Origin of the sequence: Silvanigrella sp. (assembly GCF_044369315.1) — a bacterium.
Classification (GTDB): Bacteria; Bdellovibrionota_B; Oligoflexia; order Silvanigrellales; family Silvanigrellaceae; genus Silvanigrella.
This window is the reverse complement of the sequence record NZ_JBIPMD010000062.1, coordinates 1-15,342: the sequence shown is the minus strand read 5'-3', so window position 1 is coordinate 15,342 and position 15,342 is coordinate 1. Positions and strand designations below refer to the sequence as shown.

Below are 15,342 nucleotides of genomic sequence, written 5' to 3'. Positions count from 1 at the left end.
TAGAACTTGATTTTTAAACTCAAGAGAATATTGACTTTTAACTGATTTCTTCTTTAACATTGGACAACCCTTCTATATGAACGCCTAAGTTCATAGCATATTGTCCACCAAAAGGAATCACTTTACTTATAAAAACTTGTATCTACAAAATTAGGTTTACCTTCCGTTCTAAAATGCAAAAGATCGGATAGCATATTTTCCACTCTTAAAATATCTTTCTCAATTGCTCTTCCGGTATCTTTAATGTATTGTCTTATTTCATCATAGTTTGATAAACGTAGCATTACATGTAATGCATTTTTAATATGAGCAAATGGATGCCTTAAATCATGAGCAAGCATTTGAATTGTTGTCGATATTGCACGCATCATATCCAATTGTTTTAATTGTTCTTGTGCTTTATTTAGTTCGATATATACATTATTAAAGTTTTTATAAATTAAATCTAATTCTAAATATGTAACAAATTTATCATATTCTTCTTTACTTGATGAAATTTCTTTCAGATTTTCTGAAAGTCTCATTATAGGCACAAACATCTTTTCATAGTTTTTTTTGCTTTGGTTTTTCACAAATAAAAACATAAAAAACCATAAAGAGAACATTAGTAATGTTATTATTAAAATAAATAGATAATTAATTTTTTGAACAAAATTTAAATTCATATTATGTGAAAAATCTTTACCATGCATATGTAATTTTGTTAAAAAATAAAGCTCTCCATTGTAAATAACATAAGAATATTTATTAATAATTTCTTTTTTCTTTTCTATTGGAATTTTAATACCATTGTATATTATTATTTTATTTTCTAATGCATCTTCTATAAATAGAGTAGAAAAATATAAACTTTTTTCTATTGATGATAGCATTTTTTTTACAAATAGGACATCTCCGATAACTAGAGCAGATGATATTTCAGGAATATAACCTTTTACTAATTTTTGGGTTCTACCAAAATAAATATCATAGGAATAAATAATTAGTATAATTGAAATAATACAAAATGAAAAAGAAGCAAATAAAAAACCATTTCTTGCTGAACGTTTTAAAATTTCATCTGCAATTGGTCTAAGTTTCAAATTAAATTCTTTCTAAAAAATGATATTTGGTTTAATCTTTTACTCTTATATTTTGTAAATATAAAGTTACACCTCCAAGTTGTGTACCAATACAACTAATTTTATCTGGTTTATAATAAACAATATTAGGAATTTCAAATAGAGGAATTAAAAATCTTTGTTCATAAAAATATCTTGATATATTCTTTAATCTTTCATTTAAGATATCACGACTAGGCGCTTCTTGACTCTCATCTAACAAATTTTGAATTAATTTATCATCAGGGTATGCATTTTTAGAAGGTGAGCCAAATCTATAATTAGTAAAATTCAAAATAGGATCATAATAATCTGCCTCAGTTGAATGAAGATAAAACGGAGAGTTTTTAAATTCTTTTGTAAATGGATCCCATAAATTTTTAATATTTTCTTTAAACTTTATTTTAAGACCAATTTTATTAAGCTGTCCTTTTAAAACTGTTCGATATTTTTCTCCTAAATAAGAACTATCTTCAGAAAAAGGAACTATAATCTCATTTTTTATTTTTAAACTTTTAATTATTTTTATTGCTTCACTTAAATTTTGATTTTCTTTTATATTAATTCTACCAATACTTGAAGATGTTAATAATTCATATAACGGACTAGTTAATACATTTGTAGCGTTAGAAAGTTCTTCTCTAGAAATCGCAAACGCTAATGCTTTTCTAAAATCTTTAGATTTAGCTAATTCAGAGCTATAATTAAATTCAATTAAACGCCTATATAAAGGTGCAAGCAGCTCTTCTTTTATATATTGTTTGCTTTTTGAAGCGATATAATCTTTATTTGTAATATCAGGTTCATTTATACGTACTTGTTCATACAATATTTCTTTTGGAGCATTTGGATAAGAAGAAGAATCTACCAACTTTAATAGGAAAGACTTTTCATTTTTGAAATGTTCTGTTACTTTATAAGCACCCACTCCAACTGGCCATTTTTTCCACGTAATTAAATCTGGATTCAACTCTTCAATAGGTACTAACGAAAAACTAAAATGAGTTAGCGTATACAAAAAAGAGGGATTAGACTTAGACGGAGTTATAGCAATTGTTCTGTCATCCAATATTTTTAAGCCCTCTACCAATCCGGATTCGTAAGGTTGACCTTTTTTAATTTTTTCAGTTCCTTTTAAATTAATTTGAAAGGAATTTCCAATATTAGGATACTTAGAAAAAAAATGGCGTAAAATACTGAACTCAAGATCTTTTGAATTTACTTTTCTGTTATTATGAAAATAAAGATCCTTTTTCAAACGAAGTTTATAATAATTATTATTGTAGTCCCAACTAAAAGATTCAAGAGATAATGTATTTATTTCAGCATTATGATCAATGTAAAATAATAAACCTAAAACAGCAGGATAAAAACTTCCTCTACAAGCAAGTTCCGCATTTTCTTCCCAAGGAAATTCAGAATTATTGCCACAAAAATATATAATTTTTTTAGAACTATCATTCAAGTTATTTGCAAATAGCTGGAACGGCATAAAACACAAACTTAATATATATAAATGTTTCATAAACTTAATGCCTTAAACTCTTTATTTTTTATATATTTTTAATAATTTATAATATATAAAATAGAGTTTGAATTTCTTTTAAAATGTAAATAATGTCAATTTTTTTTTATAAAATAATGATAATTATCTATAAATATATGCCAAAAATAATTGCACGCTTTTATCATAAATATTCTATTTTATAAATTAAAAATTATTTAATATGAAAAGTATAATAATTTAATTCATTTTTAGAAAAAATAACAACCCATAATCATTTTAATTTTTTATAGAAGAGATTTTAAAAATACCAATAAAATAAATAATAGATAAAAAAGCTATTCCTAAAACAAAAACTCCGAGAGGATATAAAGTACCATTTTCAATAATTCCCATTACAGCTGTTCCAATACCAGCAGCCGTAAGCTGCATAGAACCTAATGTTCCAGTAACCATACCTGCATTTTTAGGAAAAAGAGAAATGGCATTCGCAGATGAAAATGGCATTAATAAACCGTTTCCAATTGTTATTATGAAAACTGGTATCATTAACGCTAAAATATGCGGCCAATTTAAGAAAAACATAATAAGCAAAGTAAACCCGCCTATTACATTTAAAAATAATCCTAAAAAAATAATCTGCAAACTTGATTTTGTAAGCGATAATTTTCTTCCCATAAACGAAGCAAACATATAAGGAAACGATGCGGCACAAAAAGCATACCCAACTGCAGCAGGCGAATAACCAAATTTCTTTAACAAAAAAGGACAGGCTGCAACAAAAGAAAAATAAGAAGCATTGGATACCATCATAAATAATGCAAAGCCAAAAAATTTCTTATGAAATAAAATTTGAATAAAAACTTTTATATCAAAAGCTGAATTTTTTTGAGAAAAATTATTTTCTTGTAACTTTGGTATAATTGGAGAGAGCAGCATAAAAATAATAACTAAGCCATATAAAGCTAAGATTAAAAAATTTGTCTGCCAATTAAAATGTATTTCAATATGCCCACCAAGAACAGGAGCAATTGCAGGTGAAAACGCAACTAAGGGAATCGTAATAGATAAAATTCTTCCCATTTCTTTTGAATTAAAAAGATCGGCAACTATCGCTTGCCCTATTGACATACCTGCACAAGCACCAATAGCCTGAAGGACTCTAAAAAAAATGAGCTCATAAATAGTTGAAGAATTAAAACAACCAACTGAAGCTAAAATAAAAATAATCATAAATATAAAAAGAACTTTTTTTCTTCCAAATTTATCAGACAAAGATCCTGAAAAAATTTGAAAAACAGCCATTGTTATTAAAAATGCTGTCATTGTACTTTGAGCCCAAAAGGCTTCTTTATGATAATACTCTGCTATAGCTGGCAAGGAAGGCAAATAAATATCAGAAGCAACAAATCCAATTGCACAAATAAAAATGATACAAGATATAAATAATATTCTATGTATTTTACTAAAATTAGGTTCTTTATTTTGAAATTGTTCATTTTCTTTTTGAACAGCAGAATATTCCATTTTTTAATTTCCAATCTTTCAATAAGTATTTAAAACACCTTATAGTCAATAAATACAAAATTCCCCGATTGAGTAACTTTTCTGCATTCTAGTTTCTTAGAAAGAAGGTGTGAAGAAGAAACTAGATTAGGTGAGTGCATATTTCCTATAACTATAGGACTTACCGTTAATAAAAGATCGGTAACTAAATTTTGCTCCCAAAAAGCGGTATTTAATTTCCCGCCTCCAAGTAAAGCAAATCTTTTTTTATTTATTGTATTTAAATAATTTAATAATCCTAAAATATTACCTAAATAATATTTTATTTTACCAAACTCTTCTTCTTTTTCCTCTAAACGTAACATTGGTTCTTCGTTAAGATTAAAAGAAGAAACAAAAAAAATACTTTTAGGAATATTTTTTTGTTTCCAAAATGGGTGTTGAAATGAAATATTTCCCGATTGAGTAAATACTATCCACTCAGGTTCAGTTTGATTTTTTGTTAAATCAGAAACTCGAAAAGCACCTTTTTCAGTCTCTATGCTTTTTGCTCCAATAAATACAGCATCACAAGTAGCAACTGATGATCTCATTCTTTGAAAATCTTCATTACAAATCATTCCAATTTGATTTCTCTCAAAAGAAGATTCCATACTATGACTTGCAATTTTTCCATCTACTGCAGATGCTATAATATTTAAAATTTCAAAATCTTGTTTCTTTATCTTATCCATTTGCTATACCTTTAGAGCAGGCCATAGAATATGAGCTCCAAGTTCTTTGGCTCTTATTGCAATAGGATCATCTTCAAGTGCTGTTAATATTTCGATACCATCTCCAACAATGGCAATGGTATGTTCAAATTGAGCGGAAGGTTTTCCATCTACTGTTTTTGCAGTCCAACCATCTTTCATCATTTTCATGCGCCAGTCACCACCATTGATCATAGGCTCAATTGTGAAAATCATGCCTCGAACAATTTTTAATCCCGTTCCCGCTTTGCCATAATGAGGAATTTGAAGATCGGGTTCATGAAACACTTTTCCTATTCCATGACCAACAAAATCACGAACAACTCCACAACCTTCTTTTTCAGCATATCCTTGAATTGCCCATCCAATATCACCAAGGCGATTGCCATGTTTAGTTACAGCAATGGCACGAGCAAGACTTTCTTCCGCTACTTGTGTTACTTTTTTACTCTCTTCTGAAATATGTTCTCCAACATAAAAAGTTCTTGAACAATCGCCAAAGTAACCATCTAAAGTCACAGTGACATCAACATTTACAATATCACCTTCTTTTAATATTTCTTTTTCACTTGGAATACCATGACAAATCACATCATTAATACTTGTACAAACTGATTTAGGATATCCTTTATAATTTAAAGGACTCGGGTAAGCACCATGTTTAACAATAAATTCATGCACAGCCACGTTTACTTCTTCTGTACTAACTCCAGGTTTAATAAAATTTCCTGCATGACGTAATGTATGAGCAGCAAGTCTTCCTGCTTCTCTCATTTTTAAAACATCTTCTTGAGACTTTAATTTTGCCACTTTTAAGTTAACTCCAATTTTATTTAGAAAGAATATTTAGAACTGAATTAACCGCATTCAAATCAAATGTCCCCATTGTATTTGAAGTTTCTATCGTTTTTTTAGCTAACCCTTGTAAAACTTTTCCAGGCCCCACTTCAACTAAAAGCGATTCATTTAACTCTTGATTTATTTTTGATAAAGATTGTGTCCATAATACAGCACTTGCAATTTGTTTTACAAGAATACTTTTTGTATATGTTTCACCTGAATAAATATTCGCATCAACATTTGCTATAATTTTACCAGAAAATTTATGCAATTCAATATTTGCTAAAAAACTCTCCATTTCTTTTGCTGCAGGTTGCATTAAAGAAGATTGAAAGGGTGCACTAACCGCTAAAGACTTTGCTTTCCCAAGTTTTTTTTCAGAGATAACTTCACAGGCTTTATCTACAGCACTCTTATGGCCACTCAATACCAATTGTCCTGGTGAATTAAAGTTGACAATTTCTACTACAGCATTTGGAGTAGAAACTTCCTTACAAACCTCTTCAATTAAGTTGCCTGAATTTCCTAAATAGGCTGCCATGGCTCCCACTCCAATAGGAACAGCTCTTTGCATTGCTTGTCCTCTAAAATGCACGGACTTTAAGGCATCTGAAAATGATAATGCACCTAAAGAAACAAGAGCTGAGTATTCACCAAGACTGTGTCCTGCAACGAAATAGGATTCTACATTTGCTCTTTTTTCAAGAGTTCGATAGATTGCCGTGCTCAGGGTCAGGATAGCTGGTTGGGTAAATTCCGTTAAGTTTAATTTTGCTTCAGAGTCTTCAAAACAAAGACGTTCCATACTTATTCCTAAAACATCCGAAGCCTCTTGAAAAGCATCTTTAACTTCATGAAATTGCTCAAATATATCCTTTCCCATTCCTACAAATTGACTGCCTTGACCTGGAAACATAAAAACAACGTCAGCCATATAAATACTCCTTATTAAGTGCATTGCATGATAAGCACTTGCTTTGAATACCAGAGTCTTTTAAATGTCTCCAGCATAAAAAAAGGGATCATTTGTCAAAGGCTATGTTCTTTCATTATCGTCTTTTACATTGACCTTTAGCTATTTTGAAGGTTATAGAGACTCATTTGTGGTTGATTTTTTGTGGAAAGGTTACAACATGTTTGACTTAGTCACCCAAGGATTTAAAGACGCTACCCTTAAATTAAAAGGGCAAGGTCGTCTAACAGATGAAAATATTGCGCCTGCTCTAGATGCTGTTAAAAGATCATTACTTGATGCCGACGTCGATCTTAAGGTCACAAAACAATTTGTGGAAAATGTACGCCAAAAAGCATTAAATGACGTTGTCACCTTAAAATCCAGTGCAGGACAAAAAGTAACAGCTAGTGATCACTTTATAAAAACTTGTCACGATGAACTTGTCGAGTTTTTAGGTGGCAATCAAACCGAAATCATAAAAAATACAAAAGGCCCTACGGTTATTTTATTAGTTGGTTTACAAGGTGCTGGTAAAACAACTCACGCAGCAAAACTTGCTAAATTATTAGCTGAACGCCATAAAATGCGACCATTACTTGTTGCTGCCGATGTTTATCGACCGGCTGCACGTGATCAATTAAAAATATTAGGCGATAAAATTAATGTTCCTGTGTTTACTTTAGACACAAATAATGCGGTTGAAATTGCTGAAAAAGGAATTGAATTTGCACGATCGGAATGGCTTGATCTTGTCATTATTGATACTGCAGGTCGTTTAGCAATTGATAATAATTTAATGAATGAACTTGAATCCGTAAAATCTGCAGTAAACCCTCAAAATATTCTTCTTGTTATTGACTCCATGATTGGCCAAGATGCCGTTCGTACTGCTTCCGCTTTTGATATGAGACTCAACTTATCTGGTGTCATTCTTACTAAATTAGATGGCGATACCCGTGGAGGAGCTGCTCTTTCTGTTAAAAAAGTAACAGGTAAAAATATTTTATTTGTTGGTACTGGCGAGACATTAGACAAACTCGAAGAATTCCGTCCAGAAGGTATGGCTGGTAGAATTTTGGGCATGGGTGATGTTGTTGGTCTTATGGATGACTTTACAAAAGCCATCGATATGGAACACGCAGAAAAAAGTGCAAGCAGAATGATGGAAGGTCATTTTGATTTTAACGATTTTCTAGAAATGATTGGCACTATTGGAAAAATGGGACCAATTAAAGATGTTCTTGCAAAAACACCTTTAGCATCTCAAATTTCTGAAAAAGACATGGATAAAGTGAATGATAAAGATATTGTTCGCAAGGGTTCTATCGTTCAGTCCATGACGAAAAAAGAAAGAGAAAATCCCGATCTTCTTCTCATTCAAAAATCCCAAACGGCGCGCAGTCGTATTGCGAGAATAGCAAAAGGTTCTGCCCACACAGAAAAAGATGTGAAAGATCTCGTCGATCAATTCATGCAAATGCGTCAAATGATGCAAATGATGGGCGGATTAGGTTTAGGTGGAGGCGGAGGACTGATGTCTAAAATCCCTGGACTCGGCCAGTTAAATCAAATGGCAAAAATGGCAAAAATGGCAAAAATGATGGGCGGCGGTGCTGGTGGCATGCCCGGAATGCCTGGTGGTGGTGCCATGGGAGGCTTAAATAGCTTATTTGGCGGAGGTGGCGGAATGCCAAACATGCCAAGTATGGGTGGTAGCGGTGGATTAAGCGCTGCAGATATGGCCGAAATCAATCGTATGAAAAAAAGAAAAAAAGAAGAAAAATTAAAAAAACAAAAAAAACGCTAAAACGTTTCTGTTACTTTAGATAGGAAATCAAACCATGTTTGGAATTCATAAATCAACTTTTTTAAGCTCATCTTCAGCAGCAGGGCCCGAAGCTCTATTTGCAAAATACATGCCAAAGCCACAGGTTGAATATCCGAATGTGGGTGAAAAAAATGAACCCTATCTAAAAAAAGTTTATGTACAAACTTGGGGTTGCCAAATGAATGTGGCTGACTCTGAGCGTATGCTAGGCTTGTTAGGAAGACTGAATTACCGTCCTACCGAAAATCCAAATGATGCTGATTTTATTTTATTAAATACTTGTCATATTCGTGAAAAAGCAAGACATAAAGTAGTCAGTCGTCTTGGTGAAATTCGCCCTTTAAAAGATTCAAATCCAAATTTAATTATAGCTGTTTCTGGTTGTGTTGCACAAGCAGAATCACAAGCTCTTGCAAAAGAAGTTCCTTATATCGATATGATATTTGGACCAGATCAAATTGAAGAGTTACCATCATTACTTGAAAAAGTAATTGAAAAATCTGAAAATGATAAAAAAATAAAAGAAAGCTATTCTACAAACAAAGAGGCTCCTTTTATATTAACAAAATTTGATAATAAAGAAGAAGGTTACTCAATTCCAATAGATGTAATCCCTCCTTATTATGATGAAAATAAAAATGAAGTCACTCGTTACGTTAATATAATCAAAGGATGTAATAATTTCTGTACATTTTGCGTTGTTCCTTATACAAGAGGGCGTGAAAAAAGTCGTCCAGAAGTAGAAATCATCGATGAAGTAAAATATCTTGTGGACAAAGGTGTAAAAGAAATTATTTTATTAGGTCAAAATGTAAACTCATATGGACTAGATCTTATTGGCGCACAAGATATTCATTCTTCAAATGGAAAACTTCCATTTGCCGATTTATTATATACTGTAAGTAATATTCCAGGTGTAGAACGTATTCGTTTTACAACTTCAAATCCTCATGATTTCACACCAAACTTAGCTAAGGCTTTTGCTGATTTACCTAAAGTAACAAATTCGTTTCATTTAGCAGTGCAATCAGGAAGTGACCGCATTTTAGATAGAATGAATCGCCAATATACAAGAACAGAATATTTTGAACGAGTAAAATGGATACGTGATGTTCGTCCTGACATTGCATTTAGTACAGATATTATTGTCGGTTTCCCAGGTGAAACGGATCAAGATTTTGAAGATACTTTAAGTCTTGTAAAAGAAATGCAATACGCTTTTATTTTTGCCTTTAAGTATTCTATTCGTAAAGGAACACCTGCAACTCGTTTTAAAGACCAAGTTCCAGAAAATATAAAAGACCAACGTTTACAACAGCTCTTAGAACTTCAACGCAAAGAAACAGAAAGACAAAATTTCGCTGAAATTTCTAAAATAAGAGAAGTTCTTGTATTGTACAAAAATAGAAAAGAAGAAAATAGTTGGTATGGAAGAACTTATGAAGGAAGACTTGTTAAAATTCATTCTCCAAGAAATTTGATTGGTATGATTTTACCTATTAAAATAATTGGTGCGAATTTAACTGCTCTTGAAGGACAACTTATTTAGTCCTCATTTTTCCCATTTAATGTAAATTCTTAAATATTGTCAAAATCTTTATACCCTAACTTTGCTATGATCATCCTATAAAGTTAAAATTTTATAGGTGATTTAAAATTAGGGAATAAATATGGTGTTTTCCAAAATTAAAATATTTATTTTAATATTTTTTTCATTTTTTATAAATATGAATTCATTTTCAAAAGAAAAATACACAAAAAAAGACATAGAAGAATTTGTATTAAAAGCTGTAAATTATGCAAAAAACTACGGAATAACTCATGCTCTAAAAGAATTTATGAATCCAAAAGGCGAATTTATTAAAGGAGAGCATGGCGAATTATATATTTTTGCTTTTGATTTCAAAGGAAATGTTTTAGCTCATGGCGATAAACCTAAATTAGTTGGTGTTAATTTGTTTCATTTAAAAGATCCTGAAGGAAATTACCCTATTCAAAAATTAATAAATGCAGTAAATTCAAAAGATCACTGGATAAAATATATATGGATAAATCCTGCAGACAAAAAAATTGAAAAAAAATATGGTTTTTGCCTTAAAGTGGATGATACATGGTGGATTGGTTCTGGCTTATATGAAACAGAAGATACTAAAAAATAACTAAAAATATTTAAGTATTTGGAGCATTAAATGAATTATAAAACAATTAGGATTTTATTTATTATAATTCTTCTTAATTTATTCAAAATAAATTCGTATTCTCAGCAAAAATACACAAAAAAAGATGTAGAAGAATTTGTTCTTAAAGCGCTCGATTTCGTTAAAAAAAATGGGAAAGATGCTGCATTAAAAGAATTCATAAACCCAAAAGGAGAATTTCTAAAAGGGAAAAATGGAATTTTATATATCTATGCTTATGACTTTAAAGGAATTGTTTTAGCTCATGGTGGTAAACCAAAATTAGCTGGATTTAACTTATTTGATATAAAAGATATTGAGGGAAATTATCCAGTTCAAATTATGATAAAAGCTGCAAAAAATAGTAAAAACCACTGGGCTTCATATACCTGGACAAATCCAGCTACTAAAAAGGTAGAAAGAAAAATAGGATACAGCGTTTCCGTTGATAATACATGGTGGCTTGGCTCTGGTTTATACGAGAGCGAGGAAAATAAATGATATTTTTTCAAAATAAAAAAAAATTGTAATTATATTTTATTTTTTAAATTTAGTAATTTTAAATAATATTTGTGTGGCAGAAAACTTAACTGTAAATCTTGCTACATCAACATGGTCTCCATATACTTTAGAAGAACTTCCAGACAATGGCTTGCTTGGAACATTGATAAAAGCTTCTTTTAAAACACAAAAAATTGAAACAAATTTTATTTTTTTACCCTCAGCTCGTGCACCATTAGAAGCTAAAAAAGAACCATATAACGGTTACTTTCCATCATATGATTGTGATAAAAATGATTTTCAACAATCGTCTTCTCTTGGAAAAAGTTCAATGGGTTTTGCAGTTTTAAAACAAAAAGACTGGGATTGGAATAAATTAACAGATTTAAAAGGAAAAGTTATTGGAAACGTCCGTAATAGATTTTTTACTGAAGAATTTAAAATTTTAAGCGAAAAAAATATTATTTCAATAGAAGAATCAAATACCGATTTAGTTAATTTAACAAAACTTTTACATGGAAGAATTGATATCTCTGTAATAGAAAAAAATATTTTTGAATATTTAATATCAATCACTCCAGAATTTAAAGATAAATTTAATTTTGAAAATAAATATATAAAAAACAGAGATTTATATATTTGCTTTAATAAAGCTAAAAAATCAAAGAATTTTAAAAATAAATTTAATTTAGGAATTTCTAAAATAGATAAAGATAATATTATTTTTCAATACATCATGCTCAATTACTAGGTTAAGTATATTATTTTACAACGATAACATCAGACACAGCTCTTTCATGAAGTTTAAAGCAATCTTCTTCATCTGCTGGAAAAGTTCTATTTAAAACTTTTCCTTTAAAATAAAAAACAGAGGAATGACCACCATCTAAATTAATAGCATCGGTACAGCCTTTATCCATCATCAATTTGGTAAGATCGGGAATACCTAAACCAATACTTTTTCCAGTTACTTCATCAGATCCATTAGCAACTAAAAAAAGAATATTTTTATTTTTTAATTTACAAATTGCCGTTCTAGCATGAGCGTTTATAAAAAAAGAGGAGTCAGAATAATCTGTATTTATAATCCCATTTTTAATTAAATAAGGAACACCGCTCAAGATATAATCAACATTATTCCATTTCCGAATATCTTCATTACTTTCTGAATGAATATTCATATTTAAAATTATCTCTTTTCCTTTTTCAAAATTATATTTATTTTCAATATCACTTGTATAAATCACAAATCCATTATTGGGAATATTTATTAAATTTCCTCTTGGTTTTATTACTTTCTCTATTTTTGAAATTTTATTTTTTTTAACAGTAATTACAAGTCCTTTTTTGTTTAAAGGAACAGGTCGACTCCATACAGAAGTGAAAACAACGAAATTAAAATTTTCAACATATTTATTTAATACTAAAAACGGAATATTTTGACCGTTATATTTCAAAATTGGAAAAGAAGAAATTTTTCCAACTACAAAATTTTTTCCATCTTTATCCCAACCAACGGAACTATTAAACTCTGAAAAGGATCCATACCATTTTTCGTTTATTTTTAAAATTCGAGATGGCAACGCACTATAAGGACTATATATATTAGGATAACATGTATTTAAATTATAACCTGGAAGTTTAATTCCTTTTTTATGCTCATGAATTGAAAAAAAGCCACCATTTATTGCTAAAATAGCATTTTTTTGTTTTGCTAAGTTTGAAACTCTATCACTTGAATCAATTTTATCAAATGATTTTACTAACTCAATAGAAAATTTTGAACTTGGAAACTCTGCAGAAAAAATATCAATTTCATTTTTTTCCAAAAACTTTTCATGAATAATTTTCATATTATTTTCACTAAATTCGTTTACTTTTTTTAAATAATCTATTTTATTTATATTATTAGATATACAGCCCTGAATAAAATATATTATAATAAAAAAAAATAACCCAATCTTAAATGTCTTTTTATTTTTCATTTTAATCCTAAAGGTACTTATTTAAAATTAAATTTAAACATGAATCTCATAGATAAATAAGTTATAATACCAACCAAACAATAAGCATATGAGATTTCTACTAGAGAAGTAATTTTTAAAAAGCTTATTATTATAGAAATAATTCCAGAAAAAGTATAAGAAACAATTCCATAATTTGCACTTACCATTCCCGCTATATTTTGAAATGGAGCAAACATTCTCCCAACCAAAAAAGGATATAAGAAACCAGAAGAGAATGCAAACAATGATGATGTAAGCATCAATATCCATATCGATTTTGGAAAAAGAAAAGAAATAAAAACCATTATAATTCCAATAAATAGAAGCATTTTAGAAACTAAATTAATTATTTTATCACTTTCAAAATTTCTTATTGCATAATTGCTTAAAAATGCGCCTAAAATATAGACAGCTCCAATTACTAAAGCCATATAACCAAAAAATATTTGACTTTTTCCTAATATATTTTGAATTAAAAAAGGTGCCATCAAAGTGAAAACAAATAAACCCAAATTTGTCGTTGCTATAATTAAAGTACTACCCATAAAATCTTTATTCTTTAAAATAAATAATGAAGTTTTCAGGATATATTTAAAATTAAATTTTTGAAATTTTTTGTTTGTTTCAGGCATGAATAAAATTACAAATAAACAAGAAATAAAACCATAAATAGCTAGAACCAAAAATGATAACCGCCAGCCACCAAATTCATCTAAATGTCCACCAATAACAGGTGCTACAATAGGTGCTACACCCCAAATAAGTCCAATCCAGGCACTGGCTTTCATCAAAACAATTCCATCATATAAGTCAACAGAAACTGCTTTTGAAAGAACAGCGATAGATGCTGCTCCAAGCCCCTGAAAAAATCGAGCCAAAATTAAAATTTCAATATTTGAAGAATAATAACACGCTAAACTTGAAATCGTAAAAAGAAACATTCCGATTAAAAGTGATTTTTTTCTACCAATACTATCAGATATTGCGCCATATAAATACTGACCAAAACCTAAGGACAGTAAAAACAATGAAATTGTAAGCTGAACCTTACTTTCTGTTGTATTTAATCCATTTACGATATGAGGCATAGAAGGAGAATAAATATCTATGGATGCCTGAGAAACTGGCACCATAAACAAAATAATAGCAAAAACAAGTTTATGAGAATTAAAAAAATTTTTATTCATTCGTTTTCCAATAAATAAAATATCGAAAAATTTATCTGAATCAAAAAAGTCAATCTATTCTTAAAGATCTTGGAAAAACATCATAATCATCATCATATAACGGATTTCCTGATAATCCTAGTTCAAAAAGATTTCTTAAATCTTTTAAACTTTTGACATTACGAATTCTATTTTTTCTTAAATCAAGTTTAGTCAAATTATTTAAATATTGAATAGACTCAATTTCAGAGATTTGATTATCCACTAATGATAAAACAGATAGCATTTTAGATTTAGCAAGAGGTTCAATACTATCTAGTAAATTTTTATTCGCAGTTAATTTTTTTAAGAAGCTATTGTCTTTTAAAGGCTTAATATCAGATATGTCATTTTCAGAGATATTTAATTCTTCTAATAAAGGCAAATGAGATATTTCATGAATTTTCCTTATTTTATTCTTTTTTAAAGACAAAACGATAAGCTCTTTAAAACTATCTAAACCTTCTAATGAGATAAATTGATTTTCATCTAAATTAAGATCTTTTAATTTAATAAATCGAGAAATATTTTGAAAATTAGAAAGGTTATGACCTTTCATAGATAGTTTAGTTAATAAAATAAAAGAAGATAAGTCATTCCAATCTGAAATCATTTGATAATCTAAGTTTAAATTTTCAATCTGCGGAATAAATTTGAAAAAAGAGGAATCAAGCACAACTTTTTTAGCTTCAGGAAAAGAACTTAAATCAAGTGATTTTGCCTGGCTTAAAAACTTCTCAGCCTCTTGCGGAATTTTTGTTTTAAAAATTCGATAAATTGTTTTTTTGCTAAATTCATGTTCTGGTGAAATAGAATCTATGCTTAGATAATTTAAGAGGCTTTCAAAGCTGGTAGGTAGAGACATGACTTTTATTTCCTTTCAAATAAAGTAATTCATTGCCATGAAACCCCTGCAGAACCGGACTTGTAGTTTTCCCACATCCGGCTCCCAGAGATGATATTCATTG

Annotated in this window: 14 protein-coding genes; 5 read left to right on the top strand and 9 right to left on the bottom strand. The window is 29.4% G+C overall.

The features are described from left to right. Positions 1 to 122 precede the first annotated feature (122 nt). The 6 genes from ACIQ56_RS07225 to fabD form a co-directional block, all read right to left on the bottom strand. Complete coding sequence (locus ACIQ56_RS07225) at positions 123 to 1,082, bottom strand: hypothetical protein (RefSeq protein ID WP_397600398.1); 960 nt, start codon at positions 1,080 to 1,082, stop codon at positions 123 to 125. Positions 1,083 to 1,113: 31 nt separating this feature from the next. Continuing rightward, positions 1,114 to 2,625, bottom strand: a complete 1,512-nt coding sequence (locus tag ACIQ56_RS07220; protein WP_397600397.1) for an ABC transporter substrate-binding protein — start codon at positions 2,623 to 2,625, stop codon at positions 1,114 to 1,116. Positions 2,626 to 2,883: 258 nt separating this feature from the next. Further along, the gene (locus ACIQ56_RS07215) at positions 2,884 to 4,131 is read right to left on the bottom strand and encodes a multidrug effflux MFS transporter (RefSeq protein ID WP_397600396.1); all 1,248 of its coding nucleotides are present in this window, start codon (positions 4,129 to 4,131) and stop codon (positions 2,884 to 2,886) included. A gap of 29 nt (positions 4,132 to 4,160) precedes the next feature. Then, a complete protein-coding gene (locus tag ACIQ56_RS07210; protein WP_397600395.1) occupies positions 4,161 to 4,844 on the bottom strand; it encodes a dihydrofolate reductase family protein in 684 nt (227 codons plus the stop codon). A 3-nt stretch (positions 4,845 to 4,847) separates the two neighbouring features. Further along, positions 4,848 to 5,672 carry a type I methionyl aminopeptidase gene (gene map / locus ACIQ56_RS07205; RefSeq protein ID WP_397600394.1) on the bottom strand — a complete coding sequence of 275 codons (825 nt, stop codon included), beginning with the start codon at positions 5,670 to 5,672 and terminating at the stop codon, positions 4,848 to 4,850. Between the two features lie 19 nt (positions 5,673 to 5,691). Next, positions 5,692 to 6,636, bottom strand: coding sequence for an ACP S-malonyltransferase (gene fabD, locus ACIQ56_RS07200; protein WP_397600393.1), 945 nt, complete (start codon positions 6,634 to 6,636; stop codon positions 5,692 to 5,694). A 199-nt stretch (positions 6,637 to 6,835) separates the two neighbouring features. Between fabD and ffh the strand changes: the two genes are divergently transcribed. The 5 genes from ffh (at position 6,836) to ACIQ56_RS07175 (ending at position 11,914) form a co-directional block, all read left to right on the top strand. Continuing rightward, positions 6,836 to 8,464 (top strand): signal recognition particle protein, encoded by a 1,629-nt coding sequence (ffh, locus tag ACIQ56_RS07195; protein WP_397600392.1) that lies wholly within the window; start codon positions 6,836 to 6,838, stop codon positions 8,462 to 8,464. A gap of 34 nt (positions 8,465 to 8,498) precedes the next feature. Continuing rightward, positions 8,499 to 10,034 (top strand): tRNA (N6-isopentenyl adenosine(37)-C2)-methylthiotransferase MiaB, encoded by a 1,536-nt coding sequence (gene miaB / locus ACIQ56_RS07190; RefSeq protein WP_397600391.1) that lies wholly within the window; start codon positions 8,499 to 8,501, stop codon positions 10,032 to 10,034. 121 nt (positions 10,035 to 10,155) lie between these two features. Then, on the top strand, positions 10,156 to 10,644 hold the full coding sequence (locus ACIQ56_RS07185) for a cache domain-containing protein (protein WP_397600390.1): 489 nt from the start codon (positions 10,156 to 10,158) through the stop codon (positions 10,642 to 10,644). Between the two features lie 30 nt (positions 10,645 to 10,674). Beyond that, positions 10,675 to 11,163, top strand: coding sequence for a cache domain-containing protein (locus ACIQ56_RS07180; RefSeq protein WP_397600389.1), 489 nt, complete (start codon positions 10,675 to 10,677; stop codon positions 11,161 to 11,163). 73 nt (positions 11,164 to 11,236) lie between these two features. Further along, on the top strand, positions 11,237 to 11,914 hold the full coding sequence (locus tag ACIQ56_RS07175) for a hypothetical protein (protein ID WP_397600388.1): 678 nt from the start codon (positions 11,237 to 11,239) through the stop codon (positions 11,912 to 11,914). Between the two features lie 10 nt (positions 11,915 to 11,924). On the opposite strand, the gene ACIQ56_RS07170 is transcribed toward ACIQ56_RS07175, so the two are convergent. From ACIQ56_RS07170 to ACIQ56_RS07160, 3 genes are read right to left on the bottom strand one after another with little or no spacing between them, the layout of a single operon-like run. Next, entirely contained in the window at positions 11,925 to 13,148 is a 1,224-nt protein-coding gene (locus tag ACIQ56_RS07170) for a phosphodiester glycosidase family protein (protein WP_397600387.1), read from the bottom strand. A gap of 17 nt (positions 13,149 to 13,165) precedes the next feature. Then, positions 13,166 to 14,356, bottom strand: a complete 1,191-nt coding sequence (locus ACIQ56_RS07165; RefSeq protein WP_397600386.1) for a multidrug effflux MFS transporter — start codon at positions 14,354 to 14,356, stop codon at positions 13,166 to 13,168. A 49-nt stretch (positions 14,357 to 14,405) separates the two neighbouring features. Next, positions 14,406 to 15,239, bottom strand: coding sequence for a leucine-rich repeat domain-containing protein (locus ACIQ56_RS07160; RefSeq protein ID WP_397600385.1), 834 nt, complete (start codon positions 15,237 to 15,239; stop codon positions 14,406 to 14,408). Positions 15,240 to 15,342: the final 103 nt, after the last annotated feature.